General features: G+C 70.0%; 15 protein-coding genes. 7 read left to right on the top strand and 8 right to left on the bottom strand.

The genetic code is table 11. The features are described 5' to 3' along the window. Nucleotides 1–77 precede the first annotated feature (77 nt). From Vse01_RS00570 to Vse01_RS00560, 3 genes are all read right to left on the bottom strand, one after another. Nucleotides 78–2,339, bottom strand: a complete 2,262-nt coding sequence (locus Vse01_RS00570) for a catalase (protein WP_093402164.1) — start codon at nucleotides 2,337–2,339, stop codon at nucleotides 78–80. 103 nt (nucleotides 2,340–2,442) lie between these two features. After that, complete coding sequence (locus tag Vse01_RS00565; RefSeq protein WP_093402163.1) at nucleotides 2,443–2,940, bottom strand: SRPBCC family protein; 498 nt, start codon at nucleotides 2,938–2,940, stop codon at nucleotides 2,443–2,445. Continuing rightward, entirely contained in the window at nucleotides 2,937–3,299 is a 363-nt protein-coding gene (locus Vse01_RS00560; RefSeq protein WP_093402162.1) for a metalloregulator ArsR/SmtB family transcription factor, read from the bottom strand. The genes Vse01_RS00565 and Vse01_RS00560 overlap by 4 nt, the downstream gene beginning before the upstream one ends. 134 nt (nucleotides 3,300–3,433) lie before the next feature. On the opposite strand from Vse01_RS00560, the gene Vse01_RS00555 reads away from it, so the two are divergent. The 5 genes from Vse01_RS00555 to sthA all read left to right on the top strand — a co-directional run bounded on the left by Vse01_RS00555 (nucleotide 3,434) and on the right by sthA (nucleotide 8,566). After that, a complete protein-coding gene (locus Vse01_RS00555; protein ID WP_093402161.1) occupies nucleotides 3,434–4,393 on the top strand; it encodes a TIGR03557 family F420-dependent LLM class oxidoreductase in 960 nt (319 codons plus the stop codon). 114 nt (nucleotides 4,394–4,507) lie between these two features. Next, on the top strand, nucleotides 4,508–4,900 hold the full coding sequence (locus tag Vse01_RS29200) for an SCO5389 family protein (protein ID WP_232511073.1): 393 nt from the start codon (nucleotides 4,508–4,510) through the stop codon (nucleotides 4,898–4,900). After that, complete coding sequence (locus Vse01_RS00550) at nucleotides 4,890–6,038, top strand: LLM class flavin-dependent oxidoreductase (RefSeq protein ID WP_232511072.1); 1,149 nt, start codon at nucleotides 4,890–4,892, stop codon at nucleotides 6,036–6,038. The genes Vse01_RS29200 and Vse01_RS00550 overlap by 11 nt, the downstream gene beginning before the upstream one ends. 21 nt (nucleotides 6,039–6,059) lie before the next feature. Further along, on the top strand, nucleotides 6,060–7,031 hold the full coding sequence (locus Vse01_RS00545) for an ATP-binding protein (RefSeq protein ID WP_093402159.1): 972 nt from the start codon (nucleotides 6,060–6,062) through the stop codon (nucleotides 7,029–7,031). Between the two features lie 131 nt (nucleotides 7,032–7,162). Next, on the top strand, nucleotides 7,163–8,566 hold the full coding sequence (sthA, locus tag Vse01_RS00540) for a Si-specific NAD(P)(+) transhydrogenase (RefSeq protein WP_093402452.1): 1,404 nt from the start codon (nucleotides 7,163–7,165) through the stop codon (nucleotides 8,564–8,566). Between the two features lie 338 nt (nucleotides 8,567–8,904). Here the strand turns inward: sthA and aceB are convergent, their stop codons facing one another. After that, nucleotides 8,905–10,515 carry a malate synthase A gene (aceB, locus tag Vse01_RS00535; protein ID WP_093402158.1) on the bottom strand — a complete coding sequence of 537 codons (1,611 nt, stop codon included), beginning with the start codon at nucleotides 10,513–10,515 and terminating at the stop codon, nucleotides 8,905–8,907. Further along, complete coding sequence (aceA, locus tag Vse01_RS00530) at nucleotides 10,512–11,783, bottom strand: isocitrate lyase (RefSeq protein ID WP_093402157.1); 1,272 nt, start codon at nucleotides 11,781–11,783, stop codon at nucleotides 10,512–10,514. The genes aceB and aceA overlap by 4 nt, the downstream gene beginning before the upstream one ends. Nucleotides 11,784–12,000: 217 nt before the next feature. On the opposite strand from aceA, the gene Vse01_RS00525 reads away from it, so the two are divergent. Together Vse01_RS00525 and Vse01_RS00520 are read left to right on the top strand one after the other, a co-directional pair. After that, on the top strand, nucleotides 12,001–13,395 hold the full coding sequence (locus tag Vse01_RS00525; protein ID WP_093402156.1) for a short-chain fatty acyl-CoA regulator family protein: 1,395 nt from the start codon (nucleotides 12,001–12,003) through the stop codon (nucleotides 13,393–13,395). Nucleotides 13,396–13,492: 97 nt separating this feature from the next. Continuing rightward, nucleotides 13,493–14,305 carry an endonuclease/exonuclease/phosphatase family protein gene (locus Vse01_RS00520; RefSeq protein ID WP_093402155.1) on the top strand — a complete coding sequence of 271 codons (813 nt, stop codon included), beginning with the start codon at nucleotides 13,493–13,495 and terminating at the stop codon, nucleotides 14,303–14,305. Nucleotides 14,306–14,317: 12 nt separating this feature from the next. Here Vse01_RS00520 and Vse01_RS00515 read toward each other — a convergent pair whose 3' ends face one another. The 3 genes from Vse01_RS00515 to Vse01_RS00505 form a co-directional block, all read right to left on the bottom strand. Further along, a complete protein-coding gene (locus Vse01_RS00515) occupies nucleotides 14,318–15,175 on the bottom strand; it encodes a DUF4253 domain-containing protein (protein WP_198413127.1) in 858 nt (285 codons plus the stop codon). Between the two features lie 108 nt (nucleotides 15,176–15,283). Beyond that, a complete protein-coding gene (locus Vse01_RS00510) occupies nucleotides 15,284–15,964 on the bottom strand; it encodes a potassium channel family protein (RefSeq protein WP_093402154.1) in 681 nt (226 codons plus the stop codon). After that, complete coding sequence (locus Vse01_RS00505) at nucleotides 15,957–17,315, bottom strand: TrkH family potassium uptake protein (RefSeq protein WP_239104263.1); 1,359 nt, start codon at nucleotides 17,313–17,315, stop codon at nucleotides 15,957–15,959. Before Vse01_RS00505 ends, Vse01_RS00510 begins: the two co-directional genes overlap by 8 nt. Nucleotides 17,316–17,526: the final 211 nt, after the last annotated feature.

Genomic DNA, 17,526 nt, shown 5'->3' with positions numbered 1-17,526 from the left:
CTGACACGGTGAATCTTGGTCCGTGAGCACCCTCCTGGGGGCGCTCACGGACCAAGATTCCTACGGCGCGAGGTGGGTCAGGCGACCGAGGTGGGGAAGCGGTGCCAGACGCGGTGGTCGGCCATGAGTTGCTGGACGGCGGTCAGGACGTCGCTGGCGGAGTCGCCGGTGACCACGCCGGGTGTGTCGGCGACGCCGACCTGCTCCAGCACCGTGACGCCGCTGCCCCACGCGCCGATGGCCTTGGCGTGCCGCCAGCACTCCTCGACCATCAGCAGGACCCGGGGGTCGACGGCGGTCGAGCTGGCCGCGCCCGCCTTGGCGTCGCGGGCCGGCATCGCGTCCGGGGCCGGCGCGGGCGCCGAGGCGAGCAGGAGCGCGTCGAGTTCGACCGAGCGGCCGGTGGCGAAGCTGCGTTGCGCGGGCAGGTCGCCGATGGTTCCGCCGTGCGGCGCGATCAGCAGTGGCACCATGTCGGCGGCGAAGACCGCCTCGCGGACCGCCCGGACGCTGTCCAGGTCGACCTCGGGGTCGACGACGATGCCCACCATCCGCCCGTCGGCCGGCCACTGCCGGCCCACCTGGGACAGCGCGGGGCTGGGCTCGACGTCGGCCACCGGCACTGTCGGCTCCGGCGCGGGCAGACCGAGGCCGGTGGCGACCTGGGCGCAGAGCACCGGGTCGATGTTGGCCAGGCACTGGAGCTGCCGCTCCTTGATCGCCTGGTGGTAGCACTTGCCCAGCTCGAAGGTGTACGCCCGGATGATGTGTTCCCGCTCGACCGGGGACATGCTCAGCCAGAACAGGCGGGCCTGGCTGAAGTGGTCGTCGAACGAGGCCGGGTTGGCGCGCATCTTGGGGGCCTGCGCCACCTGCACCGGCACGTCGACGAACGCGTCGTCGTCCGCGCCGGCCGGGAACGGGTTGCCACCGTCCAGGGAGTTCGGCCGGTACGGTGCCACGCCCGCGTGGACGGCCTGCTGGTGGAAGCCGTCGCGCAGCATGTCGTTGACCGCAGCGTGCGGCCGGTTGATCGGGATCTGCGCGAAGTTCGGCCCACCCAGGCGGGTCAACTGCGTGTCGACGTACGAGAAGAGCCGTCCCTGGAGCAGCGGGTCGTTGGTGACGTCGATGCCCGGCGGCAGGTGCCCCACGTGGAAGGCGACCTGCTCGGTCTCGGCGAAGAAGTTCGTCGGCGTGCGGTTCAGCGTGAGCTTGCCGACCGGCTGCACCGGTGCGAGTTCCTCCGGCACGATCTTCGTCGGGTCGAGCAGGTCGATGCCGGCGAAGGTCTCCTCCGGCGTGTCGGGGAAGACCTGAAGGCCGAGTTCCCACTCGGGGAACGCGCCGGCCTCGATGGCGTCGTAGAGGTCACGTCGGTGGAAGTCCGGGTCCATGCCGCCGAGCAGCTGGGCCTCCTCCCAGACCAGCGAGTGCACGCCCAGCTTCGGCTTCCAGTGGAACTTGGCCAGCACCGTCTCGCCCGCCGCGTTGACCAGCCGGAAGGTGTGGACGCCGAAGCCCTCCATGGTCCGGTACGAGCGGGGGATGCCCCGGTCGGACATGTTCCACATGGTGTGGTGCTGGGCCTCGGTGTGCAGCGAGACGAAGTCCCAGAAGGTGTCGTGCGCGCTCTGGGCCTGCGGGATCTCACGGTCCGGATGCGGCTTGCCAGCGTGGATGATGTCGGGGAACTTGATGGCGTCCTGGATGAAGAAGACCGGCATGTTGTTGCCGACCAGATCGAAGGTGCCCTCGTCGGTGTAGAACTTCGTGGCGAAGCCCCGGGTGTCGCGGACGGTGTCGGCCGAGCCCCGGGAACCGAGCACCGTGGAGAAGCGGACGAAGACCTCGGTGGTCCGCCCCTTCTTCAAAAAGCCCGCCCGGGTGACGGCCTCAGCGGTGCCGTACGCGGTGAACTCGCCGTGCGCGCCCGCCCCGCGGGCGTGCACCACCCGCTCGGGGATCCGCTCGTGGTCGAAATGGGTGATCTTCTCCCGCAGGTGGTGATCCTGGAGCAGGACGGGCCCGCGCGGGCCGGCCTTGAGGGAATGGTCGGTGTCCCGTAGCCGCGCACCCTGCGCGGTGGTGAGGAAGGTGCCCTGCTGACCGTTGGCGGTGGCCGGCGCGCCGGTCTCGGCGCCGGTCGGCGTACGGGTCTGCGGGGCACCCTGCTCGGGTTTCGGTGGCAGCGGCTCGTGCGGCGTCGTCGGCTCGTCGAGCGTCGGCGGAGCGCTGCCCGGCGCACCGGGCACCTGCGGGGTGAGGGCGTCGGTCACCTTCTCCGCCGCGGCCTCCACGACATTCCTTACCGCCTCGGCGGGGTTGCGGGCGTTCATCTTGACAGGTACCTCCCTGGGGCACGAGAGCCAGATGGCCAGGGCGGTACCCGGGGAAGACCGAGCAAAACGGAGCGAATGGCGCGGATGTGGGTATCTTCGATCACTCCGGCCGCAGTTGCTCGTAGTACGCCTTCATCGGCGGGTGGTAGTCGTCGAACGACGGCAACGCCGTGTCGTCGCGGGCGGCCACCAGACAGTCGAGGTAGTACTCCCAGCCCGGCCCCACCTCACCGATGCCATCGGCGTCGTCGAGGTGGTGGACGAAGCGCAGCTCGGTCCGCTCGCCGTGGGAGGTCAGCAGCAGCTCCAGCACCCAGTGGCCGTACTCGTCGCGCATGGAGACGGCAAGCCGCCGGGGTGGCTCACACGCGTCGATCCGCAGATCTGACCAGGGCGCTTCCTCCTCCAGAGCCATCTGCACCCGGATGGTGCGGCCGGGCCCGGCGTCGCCCTCCCACGGGCCGAACCATCGTGCCGTGCGTTCCGACTCGGTGAGGCTGGCCCACACGTCGTCGATGGGGGCGGGGAACGTACGGGTTAGGACCAGGTCCATGCCGTTCTCGGTGCCGAAGAGTCGGCCGGTCGGTACGTGGGTCATGCGGTGCGCTCCTGTGTGGCGGGTGGCGAGTCGCCGGATCGGCGGTCGCGGCGGGCACGGTAGACCTCGGTCTCCAGGGCGTCGAAGCGACGTTCCCAGAGCGCGGTCCGGGTGAACGGGGTCAGCCACCGGACCAACTCGGCGAGCCGGGTCGGATCCAGTTCGTAGAACCGCTGGCGGCCGACGACGGTGTCGCGGACCAGGCCGCAGTCGCGCAGCACGCGCAGGTGTCGGCTGATCGCCGGACGGCTGATCTCGAACTCCTCGGCGATCCGTCCGGCCGGCAGCTGACGCTCGCGCAGTAGTTCGAGGATGCGCCGCCGCACCGGGTCCGCGATCGCGGCGGCCACGTCGTCCACCGTCAAAGCGTAACCTATGGGTTACGCTTTCGGAGCCCAGGCAGCGGGCCGCAGCCTCCCAGAATTCGTCCTCGCACCGCCCGAACTAGTGCAAAGGTGGCAGAGACAGAGCTGATTCATGGTCGGGAGATCTGATGCGGATCGGATACAAGCTGTCCAGTGAGGGCTTCGGGCCAAACGAGATCATCCGGCAGGCGGTGCGCGCCGAGCAGGTGGGGTTCGACTTCGTCGAGATGAGTGATCACTTCCACCCCTGGCTGGACAGCCAGGGTCACTCGTCGTTCACCTGGACGGTGCTCGGGGCGATCGCCGCCCGGACCGACCGGCTCGAACTGGCGACCGGGGTCACCTGCCCGAGCGTGCGCTACCACCCGGCGATCATCGCTCAGGCCGCCGCCACACTCGCCCTGGTCTCCGACAACCGGTTCACCCTCGGCGTCGGCGCCGGCGAGCGCCTGAACGAACACGTCGTCGGCCAGGGCTTCCCAGGGGCGCGGGGGCGACACGAACGGCTCCGCGAGGCGCTAGAGATCATCCGACTGCTCTGGTCCGGCGGCTACCGGTCGTACGAGGGGAAGCATCTTCAACTGGACGATGCCCGCGTGTTCGACCTGCCCGATGAACTGCCCGTCATCGCCGTCGCCGCCAGCGGCGAGGCGTCCGTGACCATCGCCGCAGAACTCGGCGACGGCTTGTTCGCCACCGAGCCCGAAGCCGACCTCGTGCAGACGTACCAGCGACTCGGCGGACAGGGGCCACGCTACGCCGAGGTGCCACTGGCCTGGGCGCCCGACGAGCAGCAGGCCGTGCGGGCGGCCTGGGAGACCAGCCGCTGGGCGGTCACCGGCTGGAAGGTGATGAGCGAACTGCCGAACCCGGTTAACTTCGACGCGGCTTCGCGCACCGTCACCGAGGACGACATCCGGCAGCAGTTCGCCGTCGGTCCCGACCCGGACGTGCACGTCCAGGCCGTGCGGACGTACGTCGACGCGGGCTTCGACCACATCGTGCTGCAGAACGCCGGTCCCGACCCCGACGGCTTCCTCGACTTCTTCCAGGACGTTCTCGCCACCCGGCTGCGGTCCCTCGGCTGACCTGCGCACCGGCCGGCATCGGCCGGTGTGGCGAGCATTGACACCGCCGACAGTGACGTGATGTGCTCCCAGCGTAGCGATAATGACAACCGTGATCGTTACCTGAGGAGGAGCATGTCTCTCACCGTGCCGCCGAGCCTGCTGCGGGCCGCCGAGTCCGGCCCCGTCGATGACGAGGACTTCGTGGCCTGTGTCCGCGAGTCGCTGCCGTACGCCTGGCAGACGGTCAGTCGGGTGGCGTCGGAGCTGGCGTCCTCCGACGCCGAGTTCGCCGACAACGAGGTGCCCCCGCCGAGCGAGGCGGAACGGGGCCAGCTGTTGCGGGCGTTGGCCAGTGACGCCATCCGGTCCAGCCTGGAGCGCCACTTCGGCATCAAGCTCGCCTTCCAGAACTGCCACCGGGTCGCGGCGTTCCGGCCGTCCGCCGTCGACTCCGACACCTACCGCCGGTTCATCTCGATGCGGGGCCAGCTGCTCAACCAGTCCCCCGAGCTGCGTGACTGCTGATCCGAGCGGGGCCCGGCGGGCCGGCGGGCGCGCGAGTGCGCACCTGTTCCTGCTCGCCGGGCAGCGCCCCGGCGACTCGCACGCCGAGGCGCTGGCGACCGCCCACCGGTACGGTCGCGCGGCCGAGGCGACCGGCTTCGCCGGGGTGTGGATCGCCGAGCACCACTTCATCTCCTACGGCGTCTGCCCGTCGGCGATCACCTTCGCCGCACACCTCCTCGGGGCCACCCGCCGCATCGAGGTGGGCACCGCCGCGTGCATCCTGTCCAACCGACACCCGGTGGCGTTGGGCGAGGAGGCGGCGCTGCTGCACGAACTGTCCGGTGGGCGGTTCCGGCTCGGCGTCGGTCGGGGTGGCCCCTGGGTGGATCTGGAGGTCTTCGGCACCGGGACGGAGCGGTTCGCGGGCGGGTTCCATGACGCGCTGGAGCTGTTGACCCGGTGGCTGTCCGGGCAACCGACGGTGGCCGGGAACCATCGCTTTCCGTTTCGTGCCGTGCCGGTGGTGCCGCGACCGCGTGGCCGGCTGCCCGTCTGGGTCGCGGCGACCTCGACCGGCACGGTCGAGGTCGCCGCCCGGCACGGCCTGCCGCTGTTGCTCGGCCTGCACGCCGACCTCGCCGAGAAGGCGGAGTTACTCGACCGCTACGCGCGGACGGCCGAGGCCCACGGCAAGAATTCCGCCGGCATCGAGCATGCCAGCGCCCACCTCGCCCAGGTGGCGGAGACCGACGCGGCTGCGCGTCTTGCGGTCACCACCGGGCTTCCCCCACTGCTGGCCGGCGCCCGGGAGTACGTCCGTCTGGATGGCGCACCAGCGGGGCAACGGGACCCGGCCGGCTACGTCGAGCATTTGATCGACATTCATCCGGTGGGTGCGCCCGACCGCTGCCGACAGGCGGTCGCCCGGGCCGCCGCGTTGCCCGGGGTACGCCATCTGCTGTTCATGGTAGAGGCCGGCGGCGGACCCGAGATCGGCCTGGCCAACATGCGTCGGCTGGCCACCGACGTGCTCGACCTCGCCCCGGCCGGCGATCCTCAGCCGCTCACGCCGACCTCGGCGAGTCAGGCGGCGGGTTCGGCGTCGGACGGCGAAGCGACCCGCTACCATGCGATTCATGGAAACGATTTCCGTTAGCATTTCGGTGGAGGGACGCCGATGAAGATCGCCTTCGTCGGAAAGGGTGGCAGCGGCAAGACCACCCTCGCCGCGTTCCACGCCCGCCACCTGAGCGCCGCGGGACGCCCGGTACTGGCCATCGACGCCGACATCAACCAGCACCTCGCGGTGGCTCTCGGTGGCCCGGCCGCCGTGGGCACGATGCGGCCGTTGAGTGAGCACCTGCCAGCAATCAAGGAGTACCTGCGCGGCGACAACCCGCGCATCCGCTCGGCCACGCAGATGGTGAAGACCACCCCACCGGGGCGGGGCTCGCGGCTGCTCCGGGTGGCGGAGGAGAACCCGATCTACGCGGAGTGCGTCGGCACCGTCGGTGGCGTACGACTGGCGGCAACCGGCGAGTTCAGTGCCGAGGATCTGGGGGTGGCCTGCTACCACTCCAAGGTCGGCGCGGTGGAGTTGCTGCTGAACCACCTGCTCGACGGCCCCGGCGAGTACGTGGTGGTGGACATGACCGCCGGTGCCGACTCCTTCGCCTCAGGGCTGTTCACCCGCTTCGACCGCACCTTCCTGGTCTGCGAGCCGACCGTGCGCAGCGTCAGCGTCTATCGCCAGTACGCCGGCTACGCCCGCGACTACGGGGTGGCCCTGTCGGTGATCGGTAACAAGGTCGAGGACGCCACCGATGTGGAGTTCCTCCGCGAGCACGTCGGCGCCGACCTGCTGACCTGGATGAGCCGGTCGGCCTACGTGCGCCGCGCCGAGCGCGGCACGGTCGGCCCGCTGGACGACCTGGAGGAGCCGAACCGGGCCGTGCTGAGCCTGATGGCCGACGCCGTCGACGGCACCACCCAGGACTGGACAGCGTTCACCCGGTGGGCCCACGAGTTCCACCGACGCAACGCCGAGGCGTGGGCCAACGAGCGCGCCGGAATCGACCTCACCACGCAGATCGACCCGGACTTCCGGATGGGACCGGCCGCGCTGGCCGGCGCGGTCTCCCACGCCTGAGGCACCGCGCTGTCGGGCCGGCTCGCGTCGTGCCCGGCGGCCCGTCGCGTTTGTTCCAACCTGGTTAACGTCACCTGCCGCGTACGCGACAGGTCTGGCGCCGGGCGCGACATCTTGCGACGCTGGTGATCGTGTATGACTACGACCTGTTGGTGCTGGGCTCCGGACCCAGCGGTCAGAAGGCCGCCATCGCCGCCGCGAAGCTTGGCCGGCGGGTCGGCCTGGTGGAGCGGCGCGACATGCTCGGCGGGGTGTGCATCAACACCGGCACCGTGCCCTCCAAGACCCTGCGCGAGGCCGTGCTCTACCTGACCGGCCTCAGTCAGCGAGACCTCTACGGCAGCAGCTACCGGGTCAAGGACGAGATCACGGTAAGCGATCTGGCCGCCCGGACCCAGCACGTCATCAACCGGCAGACCGATGTCATCCGCAACCAGTTGGCCCGCAACCGGGTCGCGATCATCACCGGCACCGGGCGGTTCGCCGACGCCCATTCGGTCTGGGTGGACGGCGACTCCGGACGCGAATCCAAGGTCACCTTCGACAAGGCCATCATCGCCGCCGGCACCCGGCCGGCCCGGCCCGACAGCGTCGACTTCGACGACCGGACCATCGTGGACTCCGACGGTGTCATCAACCTCCAGGCCGTGCCCCGCAGCATGGTCGTGGTCGGCGCGGGCGTGATCGGCATGGAGTACGCCTCGATGTTCGCCGCGCTCGGCACGAAGGTCACCGTGGTCGAACGGCGGGAGCGGATGCTGGACTTCTGCGACGAGGAGGTCGTCGAGTCGCTGAAGTACCACCTGCGGGACCTGTCCGTGACATTCCGCTTCGGTGAGGAGGTGGCCTCGGTCGAGAAGCACCAGACCGCCGCGTTGTGTGTCCTCAAGAGCGGCAAGAAGATCGTCGCGGACACCGTCATGTACTCGGCCGGCCGGCAGGGCCAGACCGACGGGCTGGACCTGGCCGCGGCCGGGTTGACCGCGGACCGGCGCGGTCGTATCGAGGTCGACGCGAACTACCGCACCGCGGTGGAGAACATCTACGCCGTCGGCGACGTGATCGGCTTCCCGGCGCTGGCCTCGACGTCGATGGAGCAGGGACGGTTGGCCGCGCAGCACGCCTGCGGCGAGCCGGACCGCCCGATGCACGAGTTGCAGCCGATCGGCATCTACACCATCCCGGAGATCAGCTTCGTCGGAAAGACCGAGGAGGAGCTGACCGACAGCGCGACTCCGTTCGAGGTTGGCATCGCCCGCTACCGCGAACTGGCGCGCGGCCAGATCGTGGGTGACTCGTACGGCATGTTGAAGCTGCTCGTCTCGCCGGAGGACGGTCGACTGCTCGGCGTGCACGTCTTCGGCACCGGCGCCACCGAGATCGTCCACATCGGGCAGACGGTGATGGGCTGCGGCGGCACGGTGGAGTACCTGGTCGACACGGTGTTCAACTACCCGACGCTGGCCGAGGCGTACAAGGTGGCCGCCCTGGACGCGTCCAACAAGATCCGCAACATCACCCGGATCGACGGCTGACACCTCACCCTCAGTAACAGCAGACTCGATCCAGAACAGTCACTTGGCGTGACAGCCACACCCGCCCGGCCACTTACCTCTTTCCGCACTTTGCTCTGCTTCAACCAACGCAGCAGCGACTGAGCTGGGCAAACTCCAGCGGCCGTAGTCGGCCGGCTCGGCGATCAGTCACTTCGTGTAACCGTTGCGTGGGTTGAAGCAGAGTAAAGCAGGCGGGGTGGGAGGTAGGTGGGCGGGGAGGCGGATACGGATGGTGAACGGCCGCGCGGCTGGTGCCTCCGGGTGCCCGTCGCGGTCCCTGGTCCAGCCGCAGCCGGCCAGGGACCGCGACACAGGGCCTAGGCAGCTGCCAGGGCCGGCTCCCGGGTGGGCCGCAGGTGCCGGGCGTACGCGCTGGTGGTGAAGAACGACGGCAGGTCCTCGGCGAGGGCGGTCTCCTCGACGATCCGCGCGGCCTGCTCGGCGCGTTCCCGCTCGACGCCCTCGCGCCCCTCGGTCACCGTGGCCAGTTCCTCGGCGAGCATCGAGCGGACCAGTTCCTCGGTCACCGATCCCCCGCCGGCCAGCGGGGTGCCGTGGTGCAGCCACTGCCACAGCTGGCAGCGGGCGATCTCGGCGGTGGCCGCGTCCTCCATCAGGTTCCACAGCGCCACCGCGCCCGTGCCACCGAGCCAGGCGTCGATGTAGCGCAGCGCCACCGCCACGTTGGCCCGGACCCCCGCCTCGGTGACCTGTCCCGGGGTCTTGTCCACCGAGAGCAGCTCGGCGGCGGTGACAGTCACCTCGTCGCGGCGCCGGTCCAGCTGGTTCGGGCGCTCGCCCAGCACCCCGTCGAAGACCTCCCGGCAGGTCGCCACCAGGCCGGGGTGGGCCACCCAGGACCCGTCGAAGCCGTCGCCGGCCTCGCGCTGCTTGTCCGCCCGCACCTTGCGCAACGCGTCCTCGTTGACCTGCGGGTCGCGGGCCGGGACGAAGGCGGCCATCCCGCCGATCGCGTGCGCGCCACGCCGGTGGCAGGTGCGCACCAGCAGTTCGGTGTACGCGCGCATGAACGGCACGGTCATCGTCACCGCGGCGCGGTCCGGCAGGATGAAGTCCGGCCACTGGCCGAAGTTCTTGATGATGCTGAAGATGTAGTCCCACCGGCCGGCGTTCAGACCCGCCGAGTGCTCGCGCAGCTCGTAGAGGATCTCCTCCATCTCGAACGCGGCGGTGATCGTCTCGATCAGCGTGGTGGCCCGGATGGTGCCCTGTGGCAGCCCGAGGTAGCGCTGGGCGAAGACGAAGATGTCGTTCCACAGCCGCGCCTCGCGGTGGCTCTCCAACTTCGGCAGGTAGAAGTACGGGCCCTTCCCGGCGTCGAGCTGCCGCCGGGCACAGTGGAACAGGTACAGCCCGAAGTCGACCAGGCTGGCCGAGATCGGCCGCCCGTCAACCACGATCCCCTTCTCCACCAGGTGCCAGCCGCGCGGCCGGACCACGATCGTGGCCAACTCGTCGCCGAGCGCGTACCGCTTGCCACGCGCGTCGGTGAAGTCGATCCGGCGGTCCAGCGCGTCGATCAGGTTGAGCTGACCGCCGATGACGTTGTGCCAGGTCGGCGCGGTGGCGTCCTCGAAGTCGGCGAGCCACACCTTGGCGCCGGAGTTCAACGCGTTGATGGTCATCTTCCGGTCCGGCGGCCCGGTGATCTCGACCCGCCGGTCCTCCAGACCGGGCGCGGGCGACGCCACCTGCCAGGTCGGATCGTCGCGGACAGCGGCGGTCTCCGGCAGGAAGTCGGGCAGCTGACCGGTGGCGTAGCGGTCGCGACGGGCCCGGCGGGTGTCCAGCAGGGCCACCCGGCGGGCGGCGAACTCGCTGTCCAGCGCGACCAGGAAGTCCAGCGCCTCGCCGGTGAGGACCTCGTCGAAGCGTTCGGCCATCGGGCCGATGATCTCGTATCTCATGCGAACTGCTCCTCCTCCGTGGAGCCACGCAGCGCGGTGGTCTCGGCGGCCGGGTTGAGCACCGTGCTGATCAGGTCGAAGTAACCGGTACCCACCTCGCGCTGGTGCTTGACCGCGGTGTAGCCGGCCGGCTCGGCCGCGAACTCCCGCTCCTGGAGCGAAACGTACGCCGACATGCCGTCGGCCGCGTAGCCCCGGGCCAGGTCGAACATCGAGTAGTTGAGGGCATGGAAGCCGGCCAGGGTGATGAACTGGAACTTGTATCCCATGTGACCGAGTTCCCGCTGGAACTTGGCGATGGTCGCGTCGTCGAGGTGCTTGCGCCAGTTGAACGACGGCGAGCAGTTGTAGGCGAGCAGCTGGTCCGGGTACTCCTCCTTGATCGCCTCGGCGAAACGCCGAGCGACCTCCAGGTCCGGCGTGCTGGTCTCCATCCAGAGCAGGTCGGCGTGCGGCGCGTACGCCAGGCCACGGGCGATGCACGGCTCGACGCCGTTGCGGACCCGGTAGAAGCCCTCGGCGGTGCGCTCGCCGGTGACGAACGGCTGGTCCCGCTCGTCGACGTCGGTGGTGAGCAGCGTGGCGGCCTGGGCGTCGGTGCGGGCGATGACGACCGATGGCACGCCCGCCACGTCGGCGGCCAACCGCGCCGCTTCCAGGGTGCGGATGTGCTGGCCAGTGGGGATGAGCACCTTCCCGCCGAGGTGACCGCACTTCTTCTCGCTGGCGAGCTGGTCCTCCCAGTGCACGCCGGCTGCGCCGGCCGCGATCATCGCGTTCATCAGCTCGTACGCGTTGAGCACTCCGCCGAAGCCGGCCTCGGCGTCGGCGACGATCGGTGCCAGCCAGTCGATGCCGGAGTTGTCGCCCTCGGCGGTGGTGATCTGGGCGGCGCGGAGCAGGGCGTTGTTGATCCGGCGCACCACCGCAGGCACCGAGTTGGCCGGGTACAGGCTCTGGTCGGGGTAGGTGTGCCCGGCCAGGTTCGCGTCGGCGGCAACCTGCCAGCCGGAGAGGTAGATCGCCTTGAGCCCGGCCCGGACCATCTGCACGGCCTGGTTGCCGGTGAGGGCACCGAGGGCGTGGATGTAGTCCTCGCTGTTCAGCAACCGCCACAGCCGGTTCGCGCCGTGTCGGGCCAGGGTGTGCTCCTCCTGGATCGCGCCACGCAACCGCACCACGTCCTCAGCGCGATAGCTGCGTCGCACACCCCGCCAGCGGGGGTTGGTGTCCCATTCGTGCTGCAACTGCTCGACCGCGGTAACCATCGTTGCTCATTCCCTTCGAATTCCGTCGTCACCTGGTGACGCTGCGCGAGACGCCGGGTCGCCGGGTGTGTTGCCCACGGTCACACGGCACGCCGGAGGTGGTCGAGGGACGGAAAAAGCCAATTATTGAAAAGTCGACGGGCGATTCTGCGAAGTTGTGAAAGCGCCTATTCGCAGCAGTGCTAATGTGGCCGGATCAGACTGCCGGACCAGGGAGGTGAGGGCCGTCGCCAGGACCTTCGCCGGGGCCCGGCTACGCCGGATGCGCGAGGAGCGTGGGCTGAGTCAGACGGAGCTGGCCCGACACCTCAGCATCTCCCCCAGCTATCTCAACCAGATCGAACACGACAGCCGGCCGCTGACCGTCCCGGTGCTGTTGCGCATCACCGAACTGTTCGGCGTCGACCCGACCGTGTTCGCCGCGCACGACACCCCGCGGCTGGTCGCCGGGCTGCGCGAGGCCCTGCCCGGCCGCGCCGGGCTGACCGAACTCACCGAACTGGCCAACCGGCTGCCGGAGGTCGCCGCGGCGGTCATCGAGCTGCACCGTCGCTACCAGCAGGCCGACGAGCAACTCGCCGAGCTGGTCGGCGACCGCGAGCGGATCGGTCGCAGCCCGCACGACCAGGTCACCGAGTTCTTCTACCGGCGACAGAACTACGTACCGGATCTCGACGAGGAGGCCGAGCGGCTGGCCGGGCGGATGGCGCTGCGTCGCGGCGAGGTCCGCGCCCTGCTCCGCGACCGGCTGGCGCAGCGGCACGGCGTACACGTCACCCGCGAGGACGCTGCCGCACTCGGCGGTGAGCTGCACCGGTACCGCCCGCAGACCCGCACCCTGCACCTGTCCACGTCGCTGCGCGCCGGACAGGAGGCGATGCGGATGGCGGCACAGATCGCGCTGCTGGAGTTCGCCGACGTGATCGACGAGATCGTCGAGTCGGAGGAGTTCGACGACGTGCAGACCCAGATCCTCACCCGGGTCGGCCTGGCCAACTACTTCGCGGCGGCGCTGATCCTGCCGTACGAACACTTCCTGGCCGCCGCCGAGCAGCGTCGGTACGACATCGACCTGCTCACCCAGCACTACGCGATGGGCTGGGAGACGGTCTGCCACCGGCTCAGCACCTTGCAGCGGCCCCGGGCGCGTGGCGTGCCGTTCTCCTTCGTCCGGGTCGACCGGGCCGGCAACATGTCGAAACGCCAGTCGGCCACCGGTTTCCCGTTCTCGCGTACCGGCGGCACCTGTCCGCTGTGGACGGTCTACGAGGCGTTCGGCGCGCCGGGGCGGGTGGTGACCCAGGTCGCCGCGATGCCGGACGGGCAGCGCTACCTGTGGATCGCCCGCACCATCACCCGGCACCACGGCGGCTACGGCCAACCCGGCAAGGTGTACGCAATCGGGCTGGGCTGCGAGGTGCGGCACGCCAGCCGGCTGGTCTACTCCACCGGGATGGACCTGCACGCGGCCGAGGCCGCAACCCCGATCGGGCCGGGCTGCAAGACCTGCGAGCGGATGACCTGCCCGCAGCGGGCCGCCCCGCCGATCAGCCGACAACTGGACGTGGACGAGAATCGCAGCACCTTCATCCCGTACCCGTTGCGGACCTGACCCCGGACCACCGCCCGCCGGTACGGATACACTTTCAGCCCCTCCGCGAGCCCAGGGCTGGTGCATGGTTTCTCGTCCGACAGTTCCGCGGCCACTGGTGGCCGCCATCGCCCTGCTCTCGGTCGCCGTGCTGCTGGTCGGCTGCTCGGTCGTCGCACCTGTCGCACCGGCACCGCTGCGGGTGCTCCAGCTGAACCTGTGCAACAGCGGCATGGCCACGGGCTGCTACACCGGCCGCTCGGTGGCCCGTGCCGCCGAGGTGATCCGGGCCGAGGCCCCCGACATCGTCACCCTCAACGAGATCTGCTCCGGCGACGTGGACACCCTGGAACGGGCGATGACGGAGGTGCACGACGGCACGGTGGTGGCCGCCTTCCAGCCGGCGCGAAACGGCCGCACCGGCGAGCCGTACCGCTGCGTCAACGGGCAGCAGTACGGAGTCGGGGTGCTTACGCACATCGCGGCACCCGCCGGCGACCACGAGGTGCACGCCGGGATCTACCCGGCACAGGACCCGGCCGACCCCGAGCAGCGGGCCTGGCTCTGCGTCGAGGCCCGCACCCTCTTCTTCGCCTGCACCACCCACCTGGCGTACACCAGCTCGACGTTGGCCCTCGCCCAGTGCGCACACCTGGTCGGCACGGCGATCCCGCAGTTGCACGCCGACGGTCGCTACCGGCCGACCGTGGTCAGCGGCGACCTCAACCTGCGGCAGGGTGGCACGCCCGACGTGCGCTCCTGCGTACCGGAGGACTACCGCCACCGGCACGACGGCGGGGTGCAGCAGTTCATGGCCACGGCGGACCTGCGGATCGAGGCGACCAGGTCGGTCAGCATGGAACGGACCACCGACCACGCGGCCTTTCTGGTGACGCTCACCCTGCCCGGTCAGGGCGACCCCGCCCACTGAGGACCACCCGGGTCAGTCCCACCAGAACGCCCAGGTCGGCGCGTCGACGATGCGTTCGGCGTAGGCGGCCAGGGTGCACGGCCGCTGCCCCTGCCAGACGTTGTCGGGGCAGAAGGCGAAATGCTCGGCCGCCACCCGCAACGCCTCGGTGGTCTCCTCCGGAGGCGCGGCGACGCTCAGATACAGCTCGGCGAAGCCGACACCGATCACCCGGACCCCGAACCGGTCCTCCCAGCTGCGCAGCACGGCCGACAGCATCCCGGGATCGTTCGTGTGGTTGGCCGCGCCCAGCCAGCCGAGGACGGCCAGGGCGTCGCTGCCCCGCTCGGCGGGGACCAGGCCGAGGCGCATCGCCGGTTGGGCCAGCGACAGCTGCTCGGCCCAGTGGTCCGCGTGCCGCTCCGGCGCCATCCACGGCTCGCCGGGCGGCGCCAGCCCCGGCCAGTCCAGCCCGTACGGGGCGGTGACGGCGACCCGCCGGTCGTTGGACAGCTGGTCGTCACCGTCGTAGGGGGCCGTCTGGCCGGCCCACCAGCCGGCGAGCAGCTGGTCCGGATCGTGCTCGGCCGGTGACGAGCCACGCTCGGGCCAGAACTCGCCGTCCTCCCAGGGCCGCGTCGGCTCACCGTCGTAACCCTCCAGCAGCAACGGCCACAGCCCCGACTGCCCGTGCGCCGCGTGCAACCGCGACCACAGCCCGGCCGGCGCGGGATCGTCGCTGAGCCACAGCGTGGGCCGGTCCGCGTCACCCCCGTCACCGCGCACCGTCCGGCCGGGCGGCAGCGGCACGGACAATGTCCGGGGACGCGCAGCGGCGTCCACGAACAGCTCCAGCAGGTCGGGCGGCATCTCGTTCAGCTGTGCGGTCACGACGCGTGAGGATAGCGGCCAACTCCGACAATCCTCCGCGACAGGCCGGCCGGTCGCCGGGCGGTGGACGCAGCCGAGAAGCCGGACCGCCGTCAAGGTCAGGCCCGCTCACTCCGCAGCGGCGAATCTCTCGACGTTGTCGACCGGGCCGACGACCAGGATCAGGTCCCCGTAGCTCAGGACAGTGTCGGGGGTCGCGTGGGTGAAACCCGGCCGTCGCCCGCCCACGGCCGCCTCAGGCTTCACCGCCACCACTGTCACCCCCCACCGGCTGCGCAGCCGGGACTCACGCAGCGGCATGCCGACCACGTCGTGCGGAGGCTTGGTCTTGATGACCGCAAAGTCCGCGTCCACCTCGACGTAGTCGAGAATGCGGCCGGTGAGCAGATGGGCGGTGCGTTCACCCATGTCGTGCTCGGGTGCGATGACGTGGTGGGCGCCGACGCGAGTCAGGATGTTGCGGTGCTGCCCGCTCACGGCCTTGGCCCAGATGTCGGGGATGCCTAGCTCCGAGAGCAGGCTGGTCGTCAGGATGCTGGCCTGGATGTCGGTGCCGATCGCCACGACCGCCCGGTGGAAGTCGCCGACACCGAGTTGCCGCAACGCCTCGATGTCGGTCGAGTCCGCGGTGATCACGTGCGGAAGTTGCCCGACGAGGCTCTGCACGGTCTTCGGCTGGCTGTCGATGCCGAGCACCTCGGTACCCCGCTTGGCCAGTTCGAGAGCCAGAGCGCTGCCGAAGCGGCCCAGACCGATCACGACGACCGGCTCGTTACGGATGTCAGCCAACGATCGTCCTCTCCTCGGGTAGTTCGAAACGCCGATTACGGTCCCGCAGCGCCAGCGCGGAGGCCAACGTGAGCGGTCCGATCCGGCCGGCGAACATCAGCAGTACGAGCAGCACGTCGGCCTGCGGCGGCAGGTCAGCGGTGATGCCGGTGGACAGGCCGACGGTGCCGAACGCCGACACCACCTCGAACAGGACCGCGTCGAGCCGGTACGGGGTGATGGCCAGCAGGATGAAAGTGGCCACGGCCACCGTGCCCGCGCTGAGCAGAACGATCGCGAGAGCCTGACGCTGGTTGCTGGCAGGAATCCGGCGGTGGCCCACGTTCACCTGAGTCTCGCCCCGCATCTCGGACCACAGCACGAAGGCGAGCAGCCCGAAGGTGGTGACCTTGATGCCGCCGGCCGTCCCCGCGCTGCCACCGCCGATGAACATCAGCACGTCGCTGGCGAGCAGGCTCTCCGGACGCATCGCACCGATGTCGACGCTGTTGAAACCGGCGGTACGTGTCATCGCGGAGGCGAAGAACCCGGCCAGCAGTTTCTGTGGCCCGTTCAACGGGCCGAACGTCCCCGGATTCGCATACTCGGCGAGAGTGAACACCACGGTGCCGATCGCCAGCAGCGCGACGGTGAGCGCGACGGTTATCCGGGTCGTCACCGACCAGTACGCCGGGCGACGCCAGGTGCGGACCAGTTCGAACACGACCGGAAATCCCAGCCCACCGAGGATGACCGCCGCCGTGATGGTCAGGGTGATCCAGGGGTCGGTCACGTAACCCATCAGGCTGTCCGCGTACGTGGAGAAGCCGGCGTTGTTGAACGCGGAGATCGCATGGAAGACGCCCTCGTAGAGCGCCGTACCGAACGGGCGCTGGTACGCGGTGGCGAACCGGATGGTGAGCAGCGTGGCTACGACTGCCTCGCTGACGAGGCTGAACACGACGATACGACGCACCACGCCGCGTACGTCGCCCAGGTTGAGACTCTTGGTTTCGGCCTGCGCGAGGAAGCGGGCACGTAGCCCGAGCCGACGCGACAGCAGCACGGTGAACAGCGTGGCCAGGGTCATGATTCCGAGGCCACCGATCTGGATGAGCAGCAGGATGACCACCTGCCCGAAGGTGGACCAGTAGCTGCCGGTGTCGACGGTGACCAGGCCGGTGACGCACACCGCCGAGGTGGCGGTGAAGAGTGCGTCCACCAGTTCTGTGCGATTTCCCGATCGCGTCGCCGCGGGCAGGGACAGCAGACCGGTGCCCACCATGATCGCTCCGGCGAAGCCCACGGCGATCATCTGCGCCGGATGTCGAAACCGGTCACCACGTCGCTGCCAGGCGGGCCGTCGGGTCAACGGGCGCACGATCGGCCGCCCGACCTTTGCTCGCGCCGGCTGGGACGATCCGAGGTGCTGACAACCCGTCCGACGAACCGGTCCACCGGTCGCCTCTGGTCAGCAGCGATCACCATAGGGCGCATCCTCCCACGGTCGAACCGTCCCGGTCCCGGCCCGGCAGGTGGAGGTGACCGGCGCATCAAGGTCCGGCGGCGTACCGTGCCGGTGT

Origin of the sequence: Micromonospora sediminimaris (assembly GCF_016863575.1) — a bacterium.
Classification (GTDB): domain Bacteria; phylum Actinomycetota; class Actinomycetes; order Mycobacteriales; family Micromonosporaceae; genus Micromonospora; species Micromonospora sediminimaris.
This window is presented reverse-complemented; position numbering and strand designations above follow the sequence as displayed.

What these genes read in the sequence shown, in the direction of transcription:
- Vse01_RS00570 (WP_093402164.1), bottom strand. Translation starts at nt 2,339, where the DNA reads ATGAACGCCCGCAACCCCGCCGAGGCGGTAAGGAATGTCGTGGAGGCC.
- Vse01_RS00565 (WP_093402163.1), bottom strand. Translation starts at nt 2,940, where the DNA reads ATGACCCACGTACCGACCGGCCGACTCTTCGGCACCGAGAACGGCATG.
- Vse01_RS00555 (WP_093402161.1), top strand. Translation starts at nt 3,434, where the DNA reads ATGCGGATCGGATACAAGCTGTCCAGTGAGGGCTTCGGGCCAAACGAG.
- Vse01_RS29200 (WP_232511073.1), top strand. Translation starts at nt 4,508, where the DNA reads ATGTCTCTCACCGTGCCGCCGAGCCTGCTGCGGGCCGCCGAGTCCGGC.
- Vse01_RS00545 (WP_093402159.1), top strand. Translation starts at nt 6,060, where the DNA reads ATGAAGATCGCCTTCGTCGGAAAGGGTGGCAGCGGCAAGACCACCCTC.
- aceB (WP_093402158.1), bottom strand. Translation starts at nt 10,515, where the DNA reads ATGAGATACGAGATCATCGGCCCGATGGCCGAACGCTTCGACGAGGTC.
- aceA (WP_093402157.1), bottom strand. Translation starts at nt 11,783, where the DNA reads ATGGTTACCGCGGTCGAGCAGTTGCAGCACGAATGGGACACCAACCCC.